Annotated in this window: 21 protein-coding genes; 13 read left to right on the top strand and 8 right to left on the bottom strand. The window is 31.6% G+C overall.

The genetic code is table 11. The features are described 5' to 3' along the window. Positions 1-40: 40 nt before the first annotated feature. Entirely contained in the window at positions 41-1,570 is a 1,530-nt protein-coding gene (guaA, locus tag AC1DY0_RS01105) for a glutamine-hydrolyzing GMP synthase (protein WP_477186843.1), read from the bottom strand. 204 nt (positions 1,571-1,774) lie between these two features. Between guaA and AC1DY0_RS01110 the strand changes: the two genes are divergently transcribed. Both AC1DY0_RS01110 and AC1DY0_RS01115 read left to right on the top strand, forming a co-directional pair. Beyond that, positions 1,775-2,917, top strand: a complete 1,143-nt coding sequence (locus tag AC1DY0_RS01110; protein ID WP_477186844.1) for a DUF3179 domain-containing (seleno)protein — start codon at positions 1,775-1,777, stop codon at positions 2,915-2,917. A 119-nt stretch (positions 2,918-3,036) separates the two neighbouring features. Next, positions 3,037-3,567, top strand: a complete 531-nt coding sequence (locus tag AC1DY0_RS01115; RefSeq protein ID WP_477186845.1) for a hypothetical protein — start codon at positions 3,037-3,039, stop codon at positions 3,565-3,567. Between the two features lie 27 nt (positions 3,568-3,594). On the opposite strand, the gene AC1DY0_RS01120 is transcribed toward AC1DY0_RS01115, so the two are convergent. Continuing rightward, a complete protein-coding gene (locus AC1DY0_RS01120) occupies positions 3,595-4,263 on the bottom strand; it encodes a hypothetical protein (RefSeq protein WP_477186846.1) in 669 nt (222 codons plus the stop codon). A 250-nt stretch (positions 4,264-4,513) separates the two neighbouring features. On the opposite strand from AC1DY0_RS01120, the gene AC1DY0_RS01125 reads away from it, so the two are divergent. From AC1DY0_RS01125 to AC1DY0_RS01155, 7 genes are all read left to right on the top strand, one after another. Next, on the top strand, positions 4,514-5,089 hold the full coding sequence (locus AC1DY0_RS01125; protein ID WP_477186847.1) for a hypothetical protein: 576 nt from the start codon (positions 4,514-4,516) through the stop codon (positions 5,087-5,089). A gap of 180 nt (positions 5,090-5,269) precedes the next feature. Beyond that, a complete protein-coding gene (locus AC1DY0_RS01130) occupies positions 5,270-5,656 on the top strand; it encodes a RidA family protein (RefSeq protein ID WP_326400956.1) in 387 nt (128 codons plus the stop codon). 66 nt (positions 5,657-5,722) lie between these two features. Then, the gene (locus AC1DY0_RS01135; protein ID WP_477186848.1) at positions 5,723-6,979 is read left to right on the top strand and encodes a voltage-gated chloride channel family protein; all 1,257 of its coding nucleotides are present in this window, start codon (positions 5,723-5,725) and stop codon (positions 6,977-6,979) included. 67 nt (positions 6,980-7,046) lie between these two features. Next, on the top strand, positions 7,047-8,051 hold the full coding sequence (locus AC1DY0_RS01140) for a DHH family phosphoesterase (protein WP_477186849.1): 1,005 nt from the start codon (positions 7,047-7,049) through the stop codon (positions 8,049-8,051). Positions 8,052-8,057: 6 nt separating this feature from the next. Beyond that, a complete protein-coding gene (gene gldI, locus AC1DY0_RS01145; protein ID WP_477186850.1) occupies positions 8,058-8,705 on the top strand; it encodes a gliding motility-associated peptidyl-prolyl isomerase GldI in 648 nt (215 codons plus the stop codon). Positions 8,706-8,715: 10 nt separating this feature from the next. Continuing rightward, on the top strand, positions 8,716-9,840 hold the full coding sequence (locus AC1DY0_RS01150; protein ID WP_477186851.1) for a peptidylprolyl isomerase: 1,125 nt from the start codon (positions 8,716-8,718) through the stop codon (positions 9,838-9,840). 32 nt (positions 9,841-9,872) lie between these two features. Beyond that, positions 9,873-10,949, top strand: coding sequence for a peptidylprolyl isomerase (locus tag AC1DY0_RS01155; protein ID WP_477186852.1), 1,077 nt, complete (start codon positions 9,873-9,875; stop codon positions 10,947-10,949). 79 nt (positions 10,950-11,028) lie between these two features. Here AC1DY0_RS01155 and AC1DY0_RS01160 read toward each other — a convergent pair whose 3' ends face one another. Further along, positions 11,029-11,466 (bottom strand): hypothetical protein, encoded by a 438-nt coding sequence (locus AC1DY0_RS01160; RefSeq protein WP_477186853.1) that lies wholly within the window; start codon positions 11,464-11,466, stop codon positions 11,029-11,031. A 467-nt stretch (positions 11,467-11,933) separates the two neighbouring features. Here AC1DY0_RS01160 and AC1DY0_RS01165 point away from each other — a divergent pair, with 467 nt between their 5' ends. The 4 genes from AC1DY0_RS01165 to AC1DY0_RS01180 are packed head-to-tail and all read left to right on the top strand — an operon-like array spanning position 11,934 to position 18,952. Continuing rightward, positions 11,934-14,642: a tetratricopeptide repeat protein gene (locus tag AC1DY0_RS01165; protein WP_477186854.1), complete on the top strand. Its 2,709-nt coding sequence runs from the start codon at positions 11,934-11,936 to the stop codon at positions 14,640-14,642. A gap of 20 nt (positions 14,643-14,662) precedes the next feature. Next, complete coding sequence (locus AC1DY0_RS01170) at positions 14,663-16,570, top strand: tetratricopeptide repeat-containing sensor histidine kinase (RefSeq protein ID WP_477186855.1); 1,908 nt, start codon at positions 14,663-14,665, stop codon at positions 16,568-16,570. Positions 16,571-16,604: 34 nt separating this feature from the next. Then, positions 16,605-18,527 carry a tetratricopeptide repeat-containing sensor histidine kinase gene (locus tag AC1DY0_RS01175; protein WP_477186856.1) on the top strand — a complete coding sequence of 641 codons (1,923 nt, stop codon included), beginning with the start codon at positions 16,605-16,607 and terminating at the stop codon, positions 18,525-18,527. A gap of 29 nt (positions 18,528-18,556) precedes the next feature. Beyond that, positions 18,557-18,952 carry a hypothetical protein gene (locus tag AC1DY0_RS01180; RefSeq protein ID WP_477186857.1) on the top strand — a complete coding sequence of 132 codons (396 nt, stop codon included), beginning with the start codon at positions 18,557-18,559 and terminating at the stop codon, positions 18,950-18,952. Here the strand turns inward: AC1DY0_RS01180 and AC1DY0_RS01185 are convergent. The 5 genes from AC1DY0_RS01185 to AC1DY0_RS01205 form a co-directional block, all read right to left on the bottom strand. Next, positions 18,944-19,546: a GNAT family N-acetyltransferase gene (locus AC1DY0_RS01185; RefSeq protein ID WP_477186858.1), complete on the bottom strand. Its 603-nt coding sequence runs from the start codon at positions 19,544-19,546 to the stop codon at positions 18,944-18,946. The genes AC1DY0_RS01180 and AC1DY0_RS01185 overlap by 9 nt on opposite strands. Before the next feature lie 246 nt (positions 19,547-19,792). Next, positions 19,793-20,149 carry a hypothetical protein gene (locus AC1DY0_RS01190; protein WP_477186859.1) on the bottom strand — a complete coding sequence of 119 codons (357 nt, stop codon included), beginning with the start codon at positions 20,147-20,149 and terminating at the stop codon, positions 19,793-19,795. Positions 20,150-20,172: 23 nt separating this feature from the next. Then, positions 20,173-21,351, bottom strand: coding sequence for an AIR synthase related protein (locus AC1DY0_RS01195; RefSeq protein ID WP_477186860.1), 1,179 nt, complete (start codon positions 21,349-21,351; stop codon positions 20,173-20,175). 148 nt (positions 21,352-21,499) lie between these two features. Then, positions 21,500-22,384 (bottom strand): OmpA family protein, encoded by an 885-nt coding sequence (locus tag AC1DY0_RS01200; protein WP_477186861.1) that lies wholly within the window; start codon positions 22,382-22,384, stop codon positions 21,500-21,502. A 78-nt stretch (positions 22,385-22,462) separates the two neighbouring features. After that, on the bottom strand, positions 22,463-23,587 hold the full coding sequence (locus AC1DY0_RS01205) for an SDR family oxidoreductase (protein ID WP_477186862.1): 1,125 nt from the start codon (positions 23,585-23,587) through the stop codon (positions 22,463-22,465). Positions 23,588-24,216 lie beyond the last annotated feature (629 nt).

Here is a 24,216-nt window from a genome sequence, read left to right on the forward strand (position 1 = left end):
GTCGTTACAAATGTAACGACTTAATGTTAAAAAAATTATATTATTCCCACTCAATTGTTGCTGGTGGTTTTGAACTTATATCGTAAACTACACGATTAACACCTTTTACTTTATTGATAATATCATTAGAAACTTTCATCAAGAAATCATAAGGAAGGTGTACCCAGTCTGCTGTCATTCCGTCTGTTGATTCAACAGCTCTCAAGGCAACAACTTTTTCATAAGTTCGCTCATCACCCATTACTCCAACGCTATTTACAGGCAATAAAATAGCTCCTGCCTGCCAAACTTTATCGTATAATCCCCAAGATTTCAATCCGTCGATAAAAACTTTATCCACATCCTGCAAAATTTGCACTTTCTCTAAGGTAATATCTCCTAAAATACGAATTGACAATCCAGGTCCAGGGAAAGGATGTCTTCCTAATAATTCTGGATCAATTCCTAAACTTGCTCCTACTCTACGTACTTCATCTTTGAAAAGCATACGCAAAGGTTCAACAATTTTAAGTTTCATATAATCTGGCAAACCGCCTACATTATGATGTGATTTGATAGTGGCCGATGGTCCTTTTACAGAAACCGATTCGATTACGTCAGGATATATAGTTCCTTGTGCTAACCAAGTAACATCTTCAATAAGATGTGATTCAGCATCGAAAACTTCGATAAAGGCATTACCAATTGCTTTTCTTTTTAATTCTGGATCACTTATCCCAGCCAAGGCATCGTAAAAACGTTGAGAAGCATCTACTCCTTTCACGTTCAACCCCATTCCTTCGTATTGATCTAAAACGCTTTGAAATTCATTCTTACGAAGCAATCCGTTATTTACAAAAATACAATACAGATTTTTCCCAATAGCTTTATTTAATAAAACCGCTGCTACTGTTGAATCCACACCTCCTGAAAGACCTAAAACAACTTTGTCGTTTCCGATTTTTTCTTTCATTTCAGCTACGATTTCTTCAACGAAAGCGTTTGGTGTAAAATTTTGAGGAACCTCGGCAATTTTCACCAAGAAATTCTCCAACATTTTTGATCCATCTGTAGAGTGAAAAACTTCTGGATGATATTGAATAGCATAAGTAGTTTCTCCTTCAATTTTGTAAGCAGCAAATTCCACATCGTGAGTACTTGCTAGTTTCACTCCATTAGTTGGTAATGCTTTAATACTATCACTGTGGCTCATCCAAACTTGACTATTTTCAGAAACACCTTCGAAGAAAATTTCATCTTCTTTAATATAAGATAAATTGGCTCTACCATATTCTCTTGTATTAGAAGCTGCTACTTCGCCTCCACTAAAATGAGATAAATACTGTGCTCCGTAACATACGGCCAGCATAGGAAGCTTACCTCTAATTTGTGACAAATCTGGATGTGGTGCGTCTTCTCCTCTAACAGAAAAAGGGCTTCCTCCAAGAATTACGGCTTTATAACTTGATAAATCACTCGGAAAATGATTGTAAGGAAAAATTTCGCAGAATATATTTAATTCGCGAACTCTACGCGCAATAAGCTGTGTATATTGCGATCCGAAATCTAAAATAAGTACGTTGTGTTGCATGCGCAAAAATACTTTATATATTCGGATTTGAAAAATTGTATTTTGAAAAATTTTTATTTTATTTTTATCGAATAACTTTTCTTTATTTTAAGCAAAAGAGTTAAAAAAATTCAAGAAAAAGCAACAAAAAACAAAAATTATCCAATTTATAACTATTAATAAAAAACCGAAACCTACTATTATTTGAAACCAAATCTACACACCATGGCAAAAAAAATCTATTATTTCGGCATACTTGGGTTATTATTATTTGAGATTGCAAATGTTTATTTTATTATGCCAATGCCTGGAAGTCAAGAAATGAACAGTATTGATTTTGCCTATTTTCTATATTCTTGGAGATGGTTTTTTAGAATAGTTTTTATACTAATGTTACTTTATGGTTTTAAAGCTGCTTTTCAAAAGTCAAAAATTTTCTCCCTTATATTTTTAGTTATCGCTATTGGAATTGGATATGCCACAAATTATGTCATGGCAGCAGACTCCATGTTTCATCAAACCAATAATCTAAAAATGAGTGATGCTTCAAAAAGCAAAGTCGACACAAGCAGAATTGTAATTGGCATCACTTACAAAGGAGAGTCCAGAGCTTATCCAATACAATTTTTAGGATACCATCACCAAGTGTTTGACACTATTTCCCAACATCCAATACTTGTAACTTATTGTACCGTTTGCAGATCTGGCCGTGTTTTTGAACCAATCGTAAATGACAAAAAAGAAACTTTTAGATTAGTGGGAATGGATCATTTTAATGCTATGTTTGAAGACAAAACAACCAAAAGTTGGTGGAGACAAGCAACCGGAGAAGCAATTGCAGGGACATTAAAAGGGCAATCTTTACCGGAATTACAAAGCACCCAAATGTCTTTAAATAAATGGCTCGCCTTAAACCCAAAAAGTTTAATCATGCAAGTTGACAAAAATTTCAAAACGGAGTACGACAGCTTGAGCAATTATGAATCCGGAAGAAGAAAAGGAAATCTAACAAGAAGAGATACACTTTCATGGAAAGACAAATCATGGGTTGTCGGCATTACCTTTGACAATCAAAGTAAAGCTTATGACTGGAATGACTTTGTAAAGAAACGAATCATTTATGATGTAATCAATAACAAACCAATCGTTTTGGTTTTAGCCAATGACAAAAAGAGTTTTATAGTATTAGAAAGAAATAACAAAGAACAAAAATTCACCCTTGAAGGGAATCTATTAAACGATAGACAAAACAGCTATACATTTCTTGGAAATTCAACAAACCCTCAAATTAATGGACTTAAATCCATAAAAGCGTATCAAGAATATTGGCATAGTTGGAGAACTTTCCATCCGTTGACATTGAAATAATTTCTAATTTTAACTCCTTTCATTATAATAATTTAAGAGCTAAATCGTTCAAAGATGAGATTGTATATCTATTAGATTACATTTGCAAAAAACTCCAAATCATAACTTTTTACCTAAAAATGAAAACAAAGAAATTTACAATTCTAGCTATTTTAGTCTTAATTATTACAGCTTCATGTAGTGAAGTTGACAAATTATTGACTTTTACTATTTCCGATCAAACTACATTTAAAATAAATAGTGGATTACCTTTTAACTCCCCTTTTGAAGTGGCTACGCCAGATGTAACAACCAATTCTACCTCAGAATTTAGCAACAACAACACAAATGTGGATTTAGTAAAAGATGTAAAACTGGATGAATTAAAATTAAGTATCACAAGTCCTGCCGATAAAACATTTAGCTTTCTAAAATCGGTTCACATGTACATTTCTACAACCGCCGATGATGAAATAGAGTTGGCTTTTCTGGATAATATCAGCTCAACCACAAATACGATCAATCTTACTTGTACTTCTCAAAAGTTAGACAAATACATTAAGGCTTCAAGCTACAAAATACGTACTTCTGTAACAACAAAAGAAACCTTAACTCAAGAGACTACAGTAAAAGCGGATATGAAATTTAAAGTTACTGCTGATCCTTTTTAGTCGAAGTACCCAAGAAAATCTACGCCACTATTCTTTAACAATAATAATAGAGGCTTTAAAACCTGTCCCAAGATTCCATTCACTAGCCGAAACTAGATTTTTTTTATCGTCATAAACTCTGAATTCGGCTGTATTGGGACCAGAGTCTCCTTGGTTTAATGCTTCAAATTCAATTTTATTGAATCCTTTTTGTAATGCAACTTCAAAACCTTTAAAATTACTATCCAAATACACTTGAGATTGGATTACCTGACCGTTCAAATACACTCTAATTAAATCTCCATCAACATATTGAGCATCTCTATACATTACTTTGGCAGATTCAGAAGTGGTTTTATAAGTACCTAAATCCTGATTATGACGATACGCAGCTCCTTCTTGACGGTCGGTTTTTTTATTCAGTCTGTCTTTTACTTCATCTCCAGGATTGATAAATTCATTACTTGGAATCATAGAAATTTGACTCTTAATCGGTAGTTTGTAATCAGAAACAGGGTTCGGTGGAGATTGTACATTCGGGTTTTTATAAACATTTGGAGGAATGATCCCTGATGTGTCTATTTTTTGCGGAGGCGCCTTCTTTTCCTTAGGCTTTATATTAACTGGAGGAATTCCTTTGAACTTTGCACTAGACTCAAATTGAGCATATGTACAAGTCGAAAAACCTATCAGAAAAATAAATAAAATTTGTTTCATAGTATTAAAAAAGTAGGTTTTATATCTAAAAACATTTTTCCAAAAATAAAAAAACAGCGATTATAAAATCACAAAACTAACATAATTTATTTCTCGTGACCTGTTAAGATATTCTAAAATTCAAAAAAAAACACCTAATCAAAATCATAGAAGATAAATCCTTAACAATTTAATACCTTTTTAATCATACTGTCTTTTTCCTATTATTTAAATTAAAATATAGTTTTGAAAAAAATAAACAAAATTAAAAATGAAGACTTTTTTATTTAGTATTTACGCATTATTCCTTTTCATCAACACAAATGGACAAACCAAAAATGAAGTATTTTTTCAAGCAAAAATAGAAAATAGAAATTGGGACCATCTCTACATCAAGGACACCGATTACAACACAGTACAAATAATAGACATTGATGGCAATGGTGTTTTCAAAGCTAACTTATCCATACAGGACGGCTTGTATTTACTCTTTGATGGCACTGAATATTTTAAAATTTATCTCAAAAAAGGATATGATTTACAAATCACAATGGATGCCAATAATTTTAGAGAAACACTTAGATATACAGGAACTGGAGCTGACATCAATAATTTTCTATCAAAAGAATCGTCTTATGAAGTAGATTACGATTATGGAAAACTGTCCCGCTCTAAAACAAGCAAAAAAATCGAAAAGCTGATTGCCGAAAAGGAAAAAACGTCTATAGAAAGGCTAACTGCAAATCCAACTTTTGACAAGCAATTTGTAAACATCGAACTAGGCGCTTATAAATCACATTCAGACGAGTTGAGAAAATACTATGGCGAACTCCGAGAAATAAATTAATCAACAAAAATTAAAACATCTTGATAATTTTGTTATAAAAGACAAAAAACAACCTCAATAAGACCTCTCATTTGAAAGAGGTCTTTTTTTTAATTCTAATTTTTATAAATTGCGCGCTTTAAAGGAAACCTAGGACTTAGCTACCTTTAAACAGCAATTAACAAAACTAAAAACTAAATAATGAAAAGAGAAAACATTTTAACTGGATCACCATGGGAAGACAAAATGGGATATTGTCGTGCGGTTCGTATAGGAAACATCATTGAAGTATCTGGAACTGTTGCAATAGTTGACGGCGAAAAAGTAAAAGCTGATGATGCCTACGCGCAAACTTTAAATATATTGGAAAGAGTTGAAAAAGTATTGGAAGATCTTAAAGTAGGAATGAAAGACGTAATCCGTACCCGAATTTTCACTACCGATGTTTCTACTTTTGAAGAAGTTGCTAAGGCTCATGCTACTTTTTTCAAAGATGTAAAGCCTACTACAGGTTTTTATGGAATCAACCAATTGGTAGCACCAGAATACTTGGTTGAAATAGAATTTACCGCAATTGCATCAGAATAATTCAAAAAATAGTATGAATTGTAATACTTTAGCATAAATTTTTATTCTAAAAAAGTATTGCGCTTCATGAATTTTGAAAAAATAAAACAAATAATGCTTATCACACTCAAATGGGTTTTCATTTGTTGTTTGATAGGCATTTTTTCTGGTTCCGCATCTGCTTTTTTCTTGGTTTCATTAGAGTATGTAACCCAAATAAGAAACCAACATAATTGGATTATTTGGTTTCTACCCATTGGAGGCTTACTTATTGGGTATTTCTACTTTTATTTTGATTCCAAAATTGCAAAAGGGAACAATCTACTACTAGAAGAATACAACAAACCCGAAAAGAAGATTCCTTTTATGATGGCTCCGTTGGTTCTTTTGAGTACATTAATTACACATCTTTTTGGAGGATCTGCGGGTAGAGAAGGAACTGCAGTGCAAATGGGTGGTGCAATTGCCGATTTATGTACCAATATTTTCAAACTAAATCATTCCGAAAGAAGAACCTTAATTATACTGGGAATCAGTGCAGGTTTTGCTTCAGTTTTTGGAACGCCATTAGCGGGCGCAATATTCGCCTTGGAAGTTATTTTTTTTAGCAAAATTACTTTCAGGAGTATTGTCTTTTCATTTCTTGTGGCCTACATTGCTTATTTCACGGTTGAATTCTGGGAAATAAAACACACTCATTATAGTATTCCTGAAGTTCCCCAAATGAATTTCACCGCTATATTTTGGATACTTATCGTGAGTATTCTGTTTGGATTGGCAGCACTACTTTTTGCAAGAAGCACTCATTTTTGGGGTAAATTATTTTCCAAGAACATAAAACATCCACCGTTGAGACCTTTTATAGGCGGAATAATTCTGGCCATATCAATTTATTTAATTGGCACCACAAAATATATTGGATTGGGAGTTCCTATGATTGTTGATGCCTTTTCCATTCATAATACTCCTTATGATTTTCTTTTAAAAATCCTTTTTACTGGTTTTACACTTGGAGCTGGATTTAAGGGAGGCGAAGTAACACCACTCTTTTTTGTTGGTGCGACATTAGGTAGTGCTTTATCAGTCGTTATTCCTTTACCAATTGCTCTATTGGCCGGAATGGGATTTGTGGCAGTGTTTTCGGGTGCAACCCATACTCCTATCGCCTGTACAGTTATGGGAATGGAACTTTTTGGTATGGAAAGCGGTGTTTACATTGGAATTGCCTGCATCATTGCTTACTTTTTTTCAGGTTCTATCGGAATTTACAAATCTCAGATTGTGAAAGGTCCCAAATCTATTTTATACCAAAGTATTAGAAAAAAAGGATTGAAATACCTCTAGTCTTGTTTTCGTTATAATTTCCTAAAAGCTTTTAACTTTTAGTTTAAAAAATGTAATTTCGCAAACTATGAATATACAAGACATACAAGCGATACAGTTGTTATTATCAACTCCAAAAAAAATTGCAATAATTCCACATAGAGGACCAGACGGAGACGCCATGGGCTCAACATTAGCATTATATCACTTTTTGCTAAAAAACAATCACTATCCAACGGTGATTTCTCCCAATGATTTTCCCGATTTTCTAGCTTGGATACCAGGCTCTGAAACTGTAAGAATATACGAAAAAGACAAAGAAGCTTGCACTAAAATCCTAGAAGAAGCAGAACTAGTTTTCACTTTGGATTTTAACGCTCTTCATAGAGTTGGTGAAATGGAACAAGTTTTAGAAAAACTTACTGCCCCTTTTATTATGATTGACCACCATCAAAAGCCGGACGATTATGCTACACATACTTATTCGGATGTTGCTTTTGGTTCTACTTGTGAAATGGTTTATAATTTCATTTCTTTTTTGGACAAAAAACAAGATTTAGACAAAACTATTGCTACTTGCATTTACACAGGAATCTTGACAGATTCCGGCTCGTTCCGATTCCCAAAAACCACAGGGACAACCCACAGGATTATTGCCGAATTAATTGACCTTGGTGTAGAAAACACTTTAATCCCTACATTATTATTTGACAATAGCTCTTATAATCGTTTACAACTATTGGGTCGTGCTTTACAAAACATGAAAGTGATGATAGATCACAAAACATCTTATACTTCTCTGACTCAAGAAGAATTAAATAGTTTTGATTATGTAAAAGGCGACACAGAGGGAATTGTTAATTATGGTTTAAGCATAAAAGGAATTGTTTTTACCGCTATTTTTATCGAAAACAAGGAAGAAGGAATCATCAAAATCTCTTTCCGTTCACAAGGTGATTTTGACGTAAATCAATTTGCCAGAGATTATTTTCAAGGAGGTGGACATAGTAATGCAGCTGGAGGAAAATCAGAAGTTTCGATGGAAGAAACGATTCACAAATTTGAAAGTTTAGTTCAAAAATTAAAAATATAATAGCCCATGAAATATTTTAAAGTATTACTAATTACTTTTTTTGCTGCCATTTTATTCACTAGCTGCAAACAACATCAAGAAGCCAGAAGACCTGTTTCACAATCATCTGGAAGCTTTATGAAACAATCTATTGCTCGAAATAAAAAAATGATTGCTGGAGAAGAAGACCAGATCGAAGCAGTAATAAAGAGTGATCCTACGAAAAAATACATAGCTTCCAAAAAAGGATATTGGTATTATTACGAAACCAGAAACCTGACTGACAGTCTTACTCCAAAAAAAGGAGATATTGCTTTTTTTGATTATGAACTAAAAGATTTGAAAGGGAATATTATCTATTCTCAAGCAGAATTAGAACCTCAGATCTATAAAGTAGACAAGCAAGAAATCATGATGGGATTGAGAGACGGAATAAAACTAATGCGAAAAACAGAAAAAGTACACTTCCTTTTTACTTCGCATATGGGATATGGGTACCACGGTGACAATAACAAAATAGGTACTAATCAACCTTTATTTTGTACCGTTACACTTCGTGATTTTATGCCTGAATCTAAGTATAATGCGCAAATTCAACCAAATACCGTTGCAAAAGCCACCACACCTATGCCTATTAAACCCAAATCAACCATAAAAGACACGTTAACAAATTAAAAAAAGCAGAATGAAAAAAAATATTTTATTTGCACTACTCTTCATTACAACTTTAATTTCTTGCAACAAAGAACACAACAATTTACCCGATGGTTTATATGCTGAAATAGAAACCAACAAAGGAAGTATTCTATTAGAATTAGATTATAAAAAAGCTCCTGTAACAGTTGCCAACTTCATTACATTGGCAGAAGGTGAAAATGAGTTTGTTGTCAATGATACTTTAAAAGGAAAACCATTCTACAACGGATTAAAATTCCACAGAGTTATCAAAGATTTCATGATACAAACTGGTGATCCATTAGGAACAGGGTCTGGAGATACAGGCTACAAATTCAAAGATGAATTTAGCGGTTTGAAATTTGACAAAGGTGGAATTTTGGCAATGGCCAATAATGGACCAGGAACCAATAGTAGTCAATTTTTCATTACCCATTTAGAAACTCCCTGGTTAGACGGAAAACACACTATTTTTGGACATGTAGTAGACTACAATCTTGAAGTGGTGAATAAAATAGAGCAAGATGATTTTATAAAAAGTGTAACTATCATCAGAAATGGTGAAGATGCCAAAAAGTTTGATGCCAAAAAGACTTTTTATGATTATTTCAAAATAGAATCAGAAAGTCAAAAACAAAAAGTAGCCGCAGAAGCCGCTGCAAAAAAAGAATATGAAGCCAAATACAAAGCCGTTTGTGATCAAAAAGTAGTTTCTTTTACAGAATTAAAAAGTAAAGCAACCAAAACAGCAACCGGACTTCAATATGTAATCACTAAAAAAAGTGGAGGCAAAAAACCAGCAATGGGTTCAACTGTTTACATTCATTATGCAGGATTTTTGGAAAATGGCACTTTATTTGACACCAGTATTGAAGATGTATCCAAAACTTTTGGAAAATTTGACCCAGCAAGAGCTGCAGCAAATCAATATATACCGATTCCATTTCAAGCCGGAAGAAAAGATGGTTTAATTCCTGGCTTTATCGAAGGAATAGAAAAAATGGCTATTGGTGACAAAGCGGTTCTTTTTATTCCATCACATCTTGCTTATGGAGAAGCTGGTGCAGGTGACGTAATTCCACCAAATACCAATATCATTTTTGAGATTGAGTTAATGGAAAAAATGCCTAATTAATTTTAAAATAGTTGACACTAAAATTTTATACGATGAAATCTAAAATCACATTATTACTCTTTCTAGGGTTATTCAATTTACACGCACAAAGCACAAAAAAACCAGTTGCTACAAAAAAACCAGGAACAACAACTGCAAAAGCTCCTGCTGCAGTTACTCCCGAAGGTATTTACGCCACTATCGCAACCAACAAAGGGAATATCACTGTTGAATTATTTTACAAAAAAACGCCTATTACAGTAGCTAACTTTATAAGCTTGGCTGAAGGAAAAAATCCATTTGTAACCGTTGAAAGATTAAAGGGAAAACCTTTTTTTGATGGTCTAAAATTTCATAGAGTGATCAAAGATTTCATGATTCAAGGTGGTGATCCTGATGGCAATGGTTCTGGCGGACCTGGTTATGCTTTCAAGGATGAGTTTACCGATTCAAAATTTGACAAAGCAGGAATTCTTGCTATGGCAAATTCTGGTCCAGCTACCAATGGAAGTCAATTTTTCATCACGCACAAAGATACTCCTTGGTTAAACGGAAAACACACTATTTATGGTCAAGTAACACAAGGAATGTCTGTAGTAAATGCTATTGCACAAGATGATGTAATCACAAAGATTACTATTTCCAGAAAAGGAGATGCAGCCAAAAAATTTGATGCTGCAAAAGTATTCACTGACTATTACGGAAATAAAGCSGTWGAAGAAAAATTAAAARYKGAGAAAGARGAAARWGAAAGAGCTRCMGCAAATGMAATWGCTTTAAAAGAATTCGCTAAYGGACAAACTACTGCAAGTGGTTTAAAATATATTGTTTTAAAAGAAGGTACAGGTCCAACACCTACAGCAAACAGTAATGTAAAAGCACATTACACAGGAAGTTTTGTCAATGGCACTGTATTTGACAGTAGTGTTAAACGCGGAGAACCAATTGATTTTAATTTAAATCAGGTAATTAAAGGTTGGACAGAAGGACTTCAATTGATGAAGGAAGGTGCAAAATATAAATTTTACATACCTTATACTTTAGCTTATGGAGAAAGAGGATACCCTGGGGCTATTCCTCCAAAAAGTGATTTAATCTTTGAAGTAGAATTGATTAAGATAAATCAATAAATATTTAAATAATTATAAATAAAACCCAACAGATTTAAAGAAACTGTTGGGTTTTATTATTTATATAAAATGAAATAAACTACTTTTTAAACTTCCAGTCAAATTCATCTTTATTATTAATTATTGCTCCAATTTCGAATTTAACTACTTCATCAAATTCGGTTTGAAGAATAATCCAATTTTCTTCATTGAAGTAATTTTCGAAAGTATCGAATTCCTCCTGAGTAAATTTGATTATTCCTTTTTGTGCCAAATCCTTTTTTACGTCCGATATTTTCCTATTGATTATTTTATTACCAAGCAACTCCAAACTTGGGCTTGAAGCCACTAAATATCCTAGTTTTAAATCTTCTTCTTCATAAAAAGTCAAACGGATTTTAAGCTCGTTATAAACAAAAATCACATTATCATCTTCGTCTTTATAATTTTTATTGGGCTTACCGTAAATAGCAATAACATCATTTTGCTTCATTCCGAAAATGAGTTTATCAATTCCGTTTTTTGGATTTATTTTCATATGTAGATAATATTTTTTATTTTTTGTAAGAGCTTACAAAGGTATTCTTTTTTAAGGGGAATTAAATTTTTAGGATAGAAAAACAGAACTTGATTAATTATTGTATTGACTTTTTTTTTACGATCAAACTATTTTTTTATCAAAAAATCTTATAAAGAAAAATCTATTCTTTAGAAGAGATGAAATAAATATTTATTGGTAAATACAAATTTGTAATTTTATAATAAAAACATTTTTTATTCAAATAATTGCTTAAAAAATTATTATCCCAAAATCATAATAGCAATCAGAAATACAATAAAATCATTTGCTAAAAAAATAGCTTAAAATAAGCTTAACACTACAAAATAACACATATTATGCATTTTATCGATCAAAAAACAATTCACAACTATATGTTTGTTAATTTTGGTACGATTCTTGAATAACAGCAATACATTATTTCTGTTTTAACAAAAAAAGCTACAATGAATATTCTTCATAAAATAAATAAATGGATAATATGCCTAATCGCAATAGGTAACTTTGCTTATAGTCAAGATCAAAATTCAGAGTCAGTAGCTATCTTAAAAATAAAACTTCAGAAAACTACCGTTGACACAGTAAAAATCAACGTTCTAAACGAAATTGCCGCAACTTACAGATATTCCAATCCACAAGAAGGATTGAAATATGGTAAGAATGCATTATCGATATCCGAAAATTTAAATTGGAAAAAAGGGATAGCTGAAGCAAATGAAAATCTGGGAATTTGCTACCAAACGACATCTAATTACACCGAAGCCATAAATCATTTGCAGAAAGCATTACGATTATACAAGCAAATGCCAAATCAATCGGCTGTTTCTGTTACGCTCAAAAATATTGCTCTCGTTTATTTGACACAAAAAAAATACACGGAAGCACTTTCGTATTTTGAAAAAGCATTAAAAATCAACCAGCTCAATAACAATAAATTATTAATAGTTTATAGTTTAAATGATATTGCCGATGTTTATTTCAAACAAAATAACAATTCAAAAGCGCTTGAACACTACAAACAATCCATTAAATTAAATCAAGAAATAAAGGACAATAATGGCCTAGCTTATTGCTACACCCGCATTGGTGAGATTTATTCTAATGAGAAAAACTATTCAGAAGCAGTAAGCTATTTATCAATGGCTTTAAAGAAATACGATCAAAATCAAACCGAAAACATCGACAATGCACTTAAGCAATTGAGCGAAACTTATCTTTTGATGTCTAAGTCGGATACTATAAATAAAAGCAAATATATTGCTCTTTCAAAGAGGACTTTGGAACAAACGTCATCAAAACAACAACAATATTCACAATCTATAAGTTCTTTAAAAGAATCACTCGAAAAAGCAACCGCAGACACTACAAGAATCAATATTCTAAACAGATTAGCCAGCAGTTATTTTTACACCAATCCAAAAGAAGGAATACCTTATGGAGAGAGAGCTCTTAAACTGGCCACAAAAATAAACTGGAAAAAAGGAATTGCTTTATCATATAATCATCTTGGGGTATGCCAATGGGTATTAACTGACTATAGTAAGGCCATCAACTATTTTTACCTGTCATTATCATCATATGAAAAACTAAAAGATCAAAATGGTATTTCGGAAGCTTATAACAATTTAGGATTGGTATACGTTGAAATAAAAAAACACGATCAAGCATTTAAATACTTTAATAAGGCATTTGAAATAAATAAAAGAACAGGCAACAAAATATCAATGGTTTATAACTTGAATAATATTGCCGTAGCCTATTACAATCAAAAAAAATATGAAAAAGCTCTTGAATATTATAATAAATCAAAAGACCTAAATCTTTCTATGTATGATTTAAATGGTTTAGGGTATTGTTATTCCAAAATTGGAAAAATATATTCGGACCAAAAAAATTACGCAAAAAGCTTGGACTATTTCGAAAAAGCTCTAAATAGTTACGATAAAAGTCAAACTTATAATATTGGGAATAACTATATAGAAATGGGGGTTGCCTATTATAAAATGGCTTTAGAAAATTCAAACAACAAAAAACAATTATTGGCACAATCTGTTCAATATCTTAATAATGCTGTGCATTTATTTTCAGAAACAGGTATATTAGATCGATTAAGCATTTGTTATTTTGAACTTTATAAAACCAAAAAAGAACAAGGTAGTTTCATCGAGGCTTTAAATTCTTTTGAAAAACACAACGCTATAAAAGATTCATTATTTTCAAATGAAAGCCAAAACAAACTAACAAATCTCCAATCCAAACGGGAAATTGATCTAAGAGATAAGCAAATTGAAATCCAAAAACTTAAAATAAATAGTGATTCTAGAAAAGTATACCTTTTAGTAACTATTACAATCTCAATTGCAATACTTTTTATTTTATTTTTCTGGCTGTATATATCCAAAAGAAGTACAAACGAATTACTATTAAACAAAAACGAAGAAATATCAAGCATCAATAAACAAAAGGATAAATTCTTCTCCATCATTGCTCATGATTTGAGGGGACCTTTCAATGGGTTCCTAGGACTGACGGAACTATTGGCTGAAGAAATTGATGATATGGATAAAGAAGAAATCCAATTTGCTGCGATCAACATGAGAAGTTCCGCTAACAATTTGAATCGCCTTTTGGAAAATTTATTGGAATGGTCTAGAATGGAGCAGGGATTAATTCCATTTTCTCCACAAGAAAGTAATTTGGGTGAAGTTATAAAAGAATGTGTAGCACCACTTCAAGATGCTGCCAACAAAAAAGTCATAACAATTGAAACTATAATAGACCAAAACCTTAAAGTTTTTGCAGATCATCACATTTTGCAATCCGTTATCCGAAACATTTTATCTAATGCCTTAAAATTCACCCCAAAAAAGGGATTGGTAAAAATACATGCCCTAGAAGATCAAAAAAACACTATTATTTCAATAGTGGATTCTGGAATAGGAATGAATACCAAAATGATAGAAAACATATTCCAACTTGATGTCAAAACTAATAGAAAAGGAACCGATGACGAGCCAAGCGCTGGATTAGGACTTATCCTATGCAAGGAATTTGTGGAGAAACACAGTGGGAAAATTTGGGTCGAAAGTGAAGAAGGAAAAGGTTCTACTTTTAATTTTAGTTTTCCAAAAAATCATACGATCAATGCCATTTAAGGCGACTTAAAACAACCAAAATGAAAAAAAATATCATTTTAATTTGTCTACTTTTTATCGGCATTAAATCATTTTCTCAAAAAAGCCAAGAACAGAAAATTGATTCTTTAAAAACAGTACTAAATCAAACAACAATAGATACCATWAAAATAAAAGCTCTTAATGGCATATCTACATTGTTGTATTATAAAGATTCTCAAAAAAGTCTACAATATGCTAAATCTGCATATGAGCTTTCAAAGAGAACAAATTATAAAAAAGGGATTGCCATTTCATACAGCAATTTTGCTGTTTATTATTGGTTAAAAGCAGATTTCCCAAAAGCATTGGACTATAATTATAAAGCACTTCATTTATTTGAAAATCTAAACGATAAAAAAGGTATTTCCAAAACAAATAATGGGCTTGGAACTATTTACGTTGAATTTAAAAATTATAAACAGGCCCTCTCCTGCTATAAAAAAGCATTAAAAGAAAGTCAAGAAATAAAGGATAAAAAAGCAATCGCTACATTTTTAAATAATATCGGAGATGTCTATTTAAGAATGAAAGATTACCAAAATGCATTAAATTATTTTGACAAAGCAATTAAAATGAATGCCTATGAAAAGGCCAGTTTTGAATCTGGGTTAAACTATACTAATATTGGAATCACATTAAACTTTCTTAAACAGTATAAAAAATCAATTGAAGCCTGTAATAAGTCTATTGCTATTTATGAAAATGATTCTAGTTTATTCAATGCATATAATAAAATAGAATTAGGAAAGTCCTATTATTATCTTGCTTTAGAAGAAAAAAATAAAGTAAATCGTGTTCAACTTTTACAAAAATCCCTCGACCACATAAATGAATCCTTGAAAATTTTTAGAAGAGAGGAATCATTAATAGATATCCGAGATTCCTATTCTTATTTATCTAAAATATACAAAACTCAAGAAAAACCAGAACTAGCTCTTTTATTTTTTGAAAAAAGTTCAAATCTTAATGATTCCATTTTTTCAAATGAAAATAAAATACAAATAGAATTTCTAAAATCGCAAAGAGAAATTGATCTTAGAGATAAAAAAATTGAAATTCAAAATCTTAAAATCAAAAACGAGGCTCGTAAAGTCTATTTATTATATACCATAACTATTGCGGTTATAATCCTTTTAGCATTGTTTTTTTGGTTGTACTTATCAAAAAGAAAAACGAACTTACAATTAGAAGAGAAAAACAAAGTAATATCAAACATCAACAAACAAAAGGATAAATTCTTTTCCATAATTGCACATGACCTTAGAGGTCCATTTAATGGCTTTCTTGGGTTAACAGAGTTATTGGCTCAAGATATTGATAATATGGACAAAGAAGAAATCCAGTTTGCTGCAGTAAACATGAGAAGCTCTGCTGTCAATTTGAATCGATTATTGGAAAATTTACTAGAATGGTCGAGAATGGAACAAGGCTTAATTCCTTTTTCCCCTCAAAAAAGTAAATTTCTTCCTTTGGTAAATGAAAGTATTAGCGCACTACAAGACGAAGCAAATAAAAAAAGAATTAAAATTCAAACAACAATATCAGAAGACATAACTATTTATGCTGATTATCATATTCTGCAATCGGTTATTCGAAATTTACTATCCAATGCAGTGAAGTTTACTCAAAGAGATGGAACCATAAAAATTGAAGCACAAGAAGATTCGAAAAACACTGTCATTTCAATAACTGATACCGGAATCGGAATGGATGCCAAAATACTCAATAATTTATTTAAACTTGATGTTAGAACCAATAGAAATGGAACCGAAAACGAGCCCAGTACTGGATTGGGTTTAATATTGTGTAAAGAATTTGTGGAGAAGCATAATGGAAAAATTTGGGTAGAAAGTGAAGTAAATAAAGGCACCACTTTTTATTTTAGTTTTCCACATGCCATTACATAAATTAGTGTATTTTTGAAAAAAATACCACCCCTAAATGATTCAAAAAACTACTCTATTATTACTTTTTTTTATCTTTTCCATAGCCCCAATACAAGCTCAGAATCCTATTTATAAGACCATTGACTCGTTAAAAACAGCTTTAAATCAAACAAAAAGTGACTCGGATAAAACAGTTTTACTAACAAAACTTTCCTCATACTCAGAATATATTGGACCCGATGAAGCAATAAACTATGCCAAAAAAGCACTTTTTTATGCTCAAAAAACAAAAAATGAAAAACAAATTGGTGATACCTATGGAAATTTGGGCACCGCCTATGAAATAAAATCAGACTTTGCCCATGCTTTGAAAAACCTTTATAAAGCACTTGCAATCTATGAAAATTTAAATGATGTTAAAAGCCTAACTACAGCTTACAATAATATTGGATTGATCTATATTGATCTCAAGAATTATAAACAAGGGCTTATTTTTTACAATAAAGCGCTACTATTAAGCTATCAATCCAAGAAAGAAAGAAATGTCTCTTTACTTTTAAACAATATTGGAGATGTCTATTTACAAAAAAAAGAATATCAAAAAGCTTTAACCTATTTTTACAAAGCATTAATAATCAACAAAAAACTTGACGACACAGAAGGAATTGGTTTAAATCTTTCCAATATAGGTATTTGCTATATCAACCTAAAAAATTATGAAAAAGGTGTTCAAATTTTAAATAAGTCAATCGCAACTTATCATGATTATTCAAACCTCTACAATAATTATAACACTTATGATCTAGCAAGAGCTTGTTACTTAATGTCACAAGATGAAAAATATAAAAAGGATAAAAAAACACTTATAGATAAATCTAACTATTTATTCCAAAATGCTTTAAAAATTTTTGAGAAATATAAATCTTTAAAAGACATACAAGAAACCTATTTCTATCTTTCCAAAGTCAATAAATCAAAAGGTAATTATGAAATAGCTTTAGACTGTTTTGAAAAATATTCTCGCATCAAGGACTCTATTTTTTCGAAAGAAAGTGAGAAAAAATTAGCCAATCTTGAATTTCAAAGAGAAATAGATTTAAGGGATAAACAAATAGAAATTCAGACCCTTAGAATAAATACTGATTCACGAAAAGTCTATTTTCTAATTACTGTATCTACTGCAGTTGCCGCCTTATTGTGCTTATTCTTGTTCCTATATGATTCGAAAAGAAGAAATAACCTATTACTCAAAGAAAAAAACATATTAATTTCGAATATAAATTCTCAAAAAGACAAATTTTATTCCATTATAGCACATGATTTAAGAGGCCCGTTTAATGGTTTTTTAGGCTTAACTGAATTAATGGCTGAAGACATAGACCTGATGTCCACTGAGGATATAAAATTTGCAGCTGTTAATATGCGAAGTTCTGCCAAAAATCTTTTTGCACTTTTGGAGAATTTATTGGAATGGTCACGTATGGAGCAAGATTTAATCCCATTTGTCACAAAAGAATATCCTTTAAAATCAGTTCTATTGGATAGCATTATCACATTACAAGATATTGCGGATAAAAAAGAAATAAGTATAACTACATCAATTTCAAATTCTGCAACCCTTTTTGCAGACAAAAATATGTTCCAAGCTATAATTCGTAATATTGTTTTAAACGCTATAAAATTTACACAAAAAAAAGGATCAATCCATATTCAAGATAAAGAAGACTTATACAATACTGTCATTATAGTTAAAGATACAGGAATTGGGATGGACCAAAAAATGGTGCAAGACCTATTCAAGTTGGATGTACGAAACAATCGAATTGGAACTGAGGATGAACCTAGTACAGGATTGGGTTTGATTTTATGTAAAGAATTCATCGAAAAACACAAAGGCAAAATATGGGTTGAAAGTGAGGAAGGGAAAGGAAGTACGTTTTACATTAGCTTCCCTAATAAAAACTCTGGCCTTATTTAAACATTAACCTTATACAAAGTCCTAAAATCATGTTCAAAAAAACAATTTCAATACTGACACTTTTTATATTCCTATCATCATGTACTTCAAAAACAGAAACTTCAATTCCAAATATAAGCGGATTATGGACTGATGTAAATTCTGGTAATTTTAAAAATTGCTATGTAATAATTGCCCAAGACGGAAATAAAATCATCATGAACCATTATCTGGAATTTAAAGGCACCAAAATGGTCGAATATGGTATTGGAGAAATAAAGGACACTACTGTTTCCTATGATGTTGTTGTTACAAAAGCAATCCCAGGCTGGGCAACCAAAGGAAAACATATCCTTACACTAAACAAACAAGGAGATACTTTGAGAGGAATCTATAAGGATGAAATAGGAAAAAATGGCCCAATTGTATTCGCTAAATTAAAATAATTTTGATTTTAAATTTTCTTTAACCTCATTAAACCATTCGCTTTTAAGGATACTCAATACAATACTGTCTCTGCGAACATCACTACCCGCCGTTGGCATATGACTACGCATAACTCCTTCAACTTTGCACCCAATGCTTTTCATGGCAGCTATGCTTCTTTGATTATTGTTGTCAGCGCGGAATTCTACTCGCTCCATTCCCAGTGTTTCAAATGCGAATTGCAGTAAAAGATACTTGCAGTGTTTATTGAGTCCAGTACCTCTAAAATCTTTCCCATACCAAGTGTACCCCAATTGCACCGTTTTGAATCCCATATTGATGTCGTAAAAACGTGTACTGCCAGCATATTTTCCAGTTTTTTTATCCAAAACTATAAAAGGAAATTCGGTTTGATTTTCTCTGGCTTTGAGAGCAATTTGAATATAATTTTCTAGGTTTTCTTTTCCATTGGCGCGAACTAAAGAATACTCCCAAGTTTCGGGTTCATTGATTGATATATCCAATAGATTTTCGATATCCGTTGCTTCAAGTGGACGAAGCAAAACCATTTCGTCTTCGAGTACTATATTTTGGGGGAATTGAGAAATAGGCATTATTCTTTTTTTTTACTAATTTATAAAAAAAAGACAAATCACTGCTGTTTCATAAATAAATACTGATGTCATAGCCCAGATTGCTTCGCCAGTTCGCTGTCGCTCGTGTGAAGTGGAAAGCCCCCATTATAAAACACTAATTTTTCTTGTTGTAAAAGAGCGACCAAAGGAAGCTCCTTTTATGACTTATAAAAATGGTGTTTTATAATGGGGACTTGTAACGGATAGCTGGATTAGCTCCTTAAATTATTCACTCATTTCATCATAACGCTCAGGAACTTGAGGGTCATAAAGTGGGCATTTGAATTCAGCCATAGTATCTACTAGTAAATTCATTGTCTTGCCTTCGGTGCCGTAACAATCTAATTTTATGCTTTGTGGGGTTGTTTTTATTTGAAAAGCGCCTTTCCCATTAGGGTTTTTCCAGCTACTTTCATCTACTTTTTCCCAATTTGAAAAAACGGTATGAAATCTATTTAGGATTACAGTAATAGGAAGTGTTTCCAAACCTTCTACTTCTTGCTGCTCATCAATGGCTTCATACACTTCGTGATGATTTAAATAAACACCTTCCAAGTATTTCCAGAATAGTAATTCGTACATAATTTACAGCTTTTTAGTTGAAATTAATACTCAAAAGTACCGTATTCACTAGTGATTGTTAGTTTTTTGGAATCAGAGGCTTCTACTCTACCCACAATTTGGGCATCAACATTGAATGATTTTGATATAGCGATAATATCCTGTGCTATGGCTTCTGGCACATATATTTCCATACGATGCCCGCAATTGAAAACTTGATACATTTCTTTCCAATCAGTTTTGGATTGCTCTTGTATCAATTGAAACAATGGTGGCACAGGGAATAAATTGTCTTTTATGATGTGTAGATTTTGAACAAAATGTAAAATCTTTGTCTGTGCTCCTCCACTGCAATGCACCATTCCGTGAACATCAGCAGAAGTATATTTGTCTAAAATTTTCTTGATAATAGGTGCATAGGTTCTTGTTGGCGAAAGTACTAGTTGACCTGCATCTATAGGTGAATTATCAACTGCATCGGTCAATTTTACCTGTCCTGAATAAATCAATTCATTTGGTACAGCTGCATCAAAACTTTCTGGATATTTGTTGGCCAAATAGTTGCCGAAAACATCGTGACGAGCAGAAGTAAGTCCGTTACTTCCCATTCCTCCGTTATAACCTTTTTCATAAGTGGCTTGACCAAAAGAAGCTAATCCAACGATGACATCACCTGCTTTTATATTGGCATTATCAATTACTTTGGAACGTTTCATTCTAGCCGTTACTGTAGAATCTACGATAATTGTTCTTACTAAATCTCCAACATCTGCAGTTTCTCCTCCAGTTGAGTGGATAGTAACTCCAAACGAATCCAATTCTTTTATAAGTTCTTCGGTTCCATTGATAATGGCAGATAAAACTTCACCAGGAATTACGTTTTTGTTTCTTCCAATGGTAGATGAAAGTAAAATATTATCTGTTGCTCCTACACACAATAAGTCATCAATGTTCATGATTAAGGCATCTTGAGCGATCCCTTTCCAAACCGAAATATCTCCTGTTTCTTTCCAATACATATAGGCCAATGATGATTTTGTCCCTGCACCGTCAGCATGCATTATAAGGCAATAATCTTCGTCTTGTGTTAAATAATCAGGAACAATTTTACAAAATGCTTGAGGAAATAAACCTTTGTCAATATTTTTAATGGCGTTATGCACATCTTCCTTGGATGCCGAAACACCACGTTGTGCATATCTTTTTGAAGTATCTGAACTCATTTTTTTAGTTGTGTGTATGTTGGGCAAAGATAATTTTAATGTAACAATTATACAATTAAATTTCAATGCCAATATTAACAGTAATTTCAATCTTCAAATTCCAAAAAACTAAATTATAAAATCTGGAATCTGAAACCTAAAAGTCGTCCTAATTGGCAACAATTTCAATTTCCACACGACGATTTGCCTCTCGCTCAGCCTCTGTCTTCTCGGGTAAAGCATATAATGGTTTGGAACTTCCGAATCCAATAAAAGTCATTCTGCTTTTCTCAATACCATTATATTCCAAAAATTTGCAAATTGCTTTAGCTCTTTGGGTACTTAGATCCCGAAAATCCTTCTTAACACAACAGATATGACCTTGAATTTGTATTTTTAAATCTGGACAACTTCGCATAACTGTCAGCAATTCAAACATTACCGATCTAGATTGTGGCATTATCGCAAAAGTATCGACAAAAAAGTTCATACTTTCCAGTTTTAGCTTCTCCCCTATATTGGCAAGGCTAACTTTTTTCATGAAGACGGTATCAATTTTAATATTAACTGTAGAACCATCTGGATTTTCATAAACATAAATTTCCGGAAATTTAACTTTTGGCTTTTCCTTTTCTAATATAACTACTTGTTTTTTTGCTATTATTTTCTCTTCATTTGCAAAATCTTTTGGCAAAATATAATACAAAGTAACTTTTCTGTTTTCAGCTTTAATAAAGGACGAAGTATGCAATTCCCCAAAATTTCTTGTTTTGAAATCTTCTCTAATTTTTACTTTATTTTTTATGATATTAAAAACGTAATCGATTCGCTTTTTGGCCAAAGTATCGTTATAGCCAACGGTTCCTACTTCATCACAAAAACCATAGACTCCCACTACTTTTACATCTTTATTCGTAGTTAACCATTTATTCAGTTTTAATTGTTCTTCCTTCTGCAAAACAAACTTATTGCTTTCAAAAAAAAACGAAACTTGTTCTTGAGCAAAAACACAAGAAACCATAAAACTAAATAATAGGGTGGCAAAAAACTTCATAATTCGGGGATTAATTCCTCAAATTTACAATAAACTTAATCGATTAACCAGCGATTTAAAATAATTTAAGTAACCAAATTAAACGTTGATATCTTTGAAGTTGTTAAGTTTGGCGAATCGAATCATTTGAGTAAATGTTTCATCGTCCAATATTGGAATTTCCAGAATAGAGTTCAGTAAAGTAGTATTATATTGTTTAGCACTTGATACAAGATAAGGCTTTAGGTGCTTACCTATGCTTTCATAATACAATTTTTCAGTGGTGTTTTGATACTCAAAGTGAGGTGTATTTTCGACTATCGTATAATTGGAATACCCTACTTCATCCATAATTAGCTTTAATCCTTTCACTAAATTTAAGCTATCATGGCTTACAATATTGAGTTGCTGAATATCATCTCTTCTAAAAACGGAAACAATCACTTTGGCAACATAATCGACTGGAATAATATTGAGGCCCGTTTTTTTATTGATTGTAAAACGTACATTTTCCTGTTCCGTTTTTCGTTGGGCAGCAAAGTAAAAAAATTTGGCCAATAGATAAAAAACCATGTACTTGCTGATGAAATATCTATTTTCGTCTCCTAACATTTTTCCACAAATGACACTTGGACGCAGAATTTGAAAAGGCAATCCCATAGCTTTACATCGTTGTGCAACAAAGTTTTCGGAATGAAATTTTGCATTTTCGTATGCATTACGATGCTTTGGAACAAAATCCAGATTATGAAAATCGTTATCAACAATTCCCGAACGTTCTCCAGAAGAAAATGCTGTACCGATATAAATGAATTTTTTTATGTAATCATTAAAATTATTCAAAATAACTTTGGTAATCTTGGTATTTTCATCAAAAATCTTTTCGCGATGTTCCTCATCTGTTGATAAATTGACATATCCAGCCGAATGAATAAAATAGGCGCCATCAATCTTATCTGAAAAGTTTTTCGGTACCGAATCTAAATCAGTATCGACAATCTCAATATATTCATCTAATTTTTCAAGTCCTATATCTTTTAGAAATTGAGGTGCATAACTACTCGAAAGCAACTCATTTATCCGGTCTAAGGCGGTTCTTTTTTTCTTGCTTCTGGAAATCAAGATAAGCTTACCATCAATTGACTCTTTTATGAATAGCTCAAGAATTTCATACATAATTTGAGAGCCTAAAACGCCTGTTGCACCTGTCAGTATTATTTTCATCTGAATTGTAATTTTAATTGAAGACTAAATTCGATTAATTAACTAAGTCAAAAAGATGTGAAAAAGGCGAAGAGTACTTAAATATCTGTAGTTCAATTATATAAAAACATAGTCTTCACTATAAGAGTATGGTAAAGTTAAGTTATTTTTTTATTTTAATAAATGATTGGTGACTTAAATTAGGTACAAATGTTTATAAATTTTGTATAAAAAAAAATTAAATAAAATATTTTAACAACCATTTACTTATACAATTTCAATTTAAAATTTATCCTTTAAAAAAAACGTTTTTAACTTAAAAAAATGTCTCTTATTTGAAAAAATGCTTTTCAAAATGATGATACCTAAATTATTTGATATTTTACGATTAATTGATAAAAAAATTAACATGTAATTAATTGAAAATTAGTAAGTTATGTTAATTTTTATAATTTGAAATAGGCTGTTTTTTTATGTATTCATATTCCTATATAAATTGTAATTTGTCGTTTATATCTGATTTTTATCGGTGTTTAATGTATTTTTTAAGCATTTGCTTTTTAATTTAAGTAATTTTACATCATCACTTTTAAAGTGATTTTGACTGTCCAAAGCGATGGCAAAAGGTTAATAAATGGATTGGTTGCTGT

Source organism: Flavobacterium sp. P1_E4 (assembly GCF_056405915.1).

What these genes read in the sequence shown, in the direction of transcription:
- AC1DY0_RS01135 (WP_477186848.1), top strand. Translation starts at nt 5,723, where the DNA reads ATGAATTTTGAAAAAATAAAACAAATAATGCTTATCACACTCAAATGG.
- AC1DY0_RS01125 (WP_477186847.1), top strand. Translation starts at nt 4,514, where the DNA reads ATGAAGACTTTTTTATTTAGTATTTACGCATTATTCCTTTTCATCAAC.
- AC1DY0_RS01115 (WP_477186845.1), top strand. Translation starts at nt 3,037, where the DNA reads ATGAAAACAAAGAAATTTACAATTCTAGCTATTTTAGTCTTAATTATT.
- AC1DY0_RS01180 (WP_477186857.1), top strand. Translation starts at nt 18,557, where the DNA reads ATGTTCAAAAAAACAATTTCAATACTGACACTTTTTATATTCCTATCA.
- AC1DY0_RS01195 (WP_477186860.1), bottom strand. Translation starts at nt 21,351, where the DNA reads ATGAGTTCAGATACTTCAAAAAGATATGCACAACGTGGTGTTTCGGCA.
- AC1DY0_RS01150 (WP_477186851.1), top strand. Translation starts at nt 8,716, where the DNA reads ATGAAAAAAAATATTTTATTTGCACTACTCTTCATTACAACTTTAATT.
- AC1DY0_RS01120 (WP_477186846.1), bottom strand. Translation starts at nt 4,263, where the DNA reads ATGAAACAAATTTTATTTATTTTTCTGATAGGTTTTTCGACTTGTACA.
- AC1DY0_RS01190 (WP_477186859.1), bottom strand. Translation starts at nt 20,149, where the DNA reads ATGTACGAATTACTATTCTGGAAATACTTGGAAGGTGTTTATTTAAAT.
- AC1DY0_RS01140 (WP_477186849.1), top strand. Translation starts at nt 7,047, where the DNA reads ATGAATATACAAGACATACAAGCGATACAGTTGTTATTATCAACTCCA.
- AC1DY0_RS01185 (WP_477186858.1), bottom strand. Translation starts at nt 19,546, where the DNA reads ATGCCTATTTCTCAATTCCCCCAAAATATAGTACTCGAAGACGAAATG.
- AC1DY0_RS01160 (WP_477186853.1), bottom strand. Translation starts at nt 11,466, where the DNA reads ATGAAAATAAATCCAAAAAACGGAATTGATAAACTCATTTTCGGAATG.
- AC1DY0_RS01110 (WP_477186844.1), top strand. Translation starts at nt 1,775, where the DNA reads ATGGCAAAAAAAATCTATTATTTCGGCATACTTGGGTTATTATTATTT.
- guaA (WP_477186843.1), bottom strand. Translation starts at nt 1,570, where the DNA reads ATGCAACACAACGTACTTATTTTAGATTTCGGATCGCAATATACACAG.
- AC1DY0_RS01205 (WP_477186862.1), bottom strand. Translation starts at nt 23,587, where the DNA reads ATGAAAATAATACTGACAGGTGCAACAGGCGTTTTAGGCTCTCAAATT.
- AC1DY0_RS01175 (WP_477186856.1), top strand. Translation starts at nt 16,605, where the DNA reads ATGATTCAAAAAACTACTCTATTATTACTTTTTTTTATCTTTTCCATA.
- AC1DY0_RS01200 (WP_477186861.1), bottom strand. Translation starts at nt 22,384, where the DNA reads ATGAAGTTTTTTGCCACCCTATTATTTAGTTTTATGGTTTCTTGTGTT.
- gldI (WP_477186850.1), top strand. Translation starts at nt 8,058, where the DNA reads ATGAAATATTTTAAAGTATTACTAATTACTTTTTTTGCTGCCATTTTA.
- AC1DY0_RS01130 (WP_326400956.1), top strand. Translation starts at nt 5,270, where the DNA reads ATGAAAAGAGAAAACATTTTAACTGGATCACCATGGGAAGACAAAATG.
- AC1DY0_RS01165 (WP_477186854.1), top strand. Translation starts at nt 11,934, where the DNA reads ATGAATATTCTTCATAAAATAAATAAATGGATAATATGCCTAATCGCA.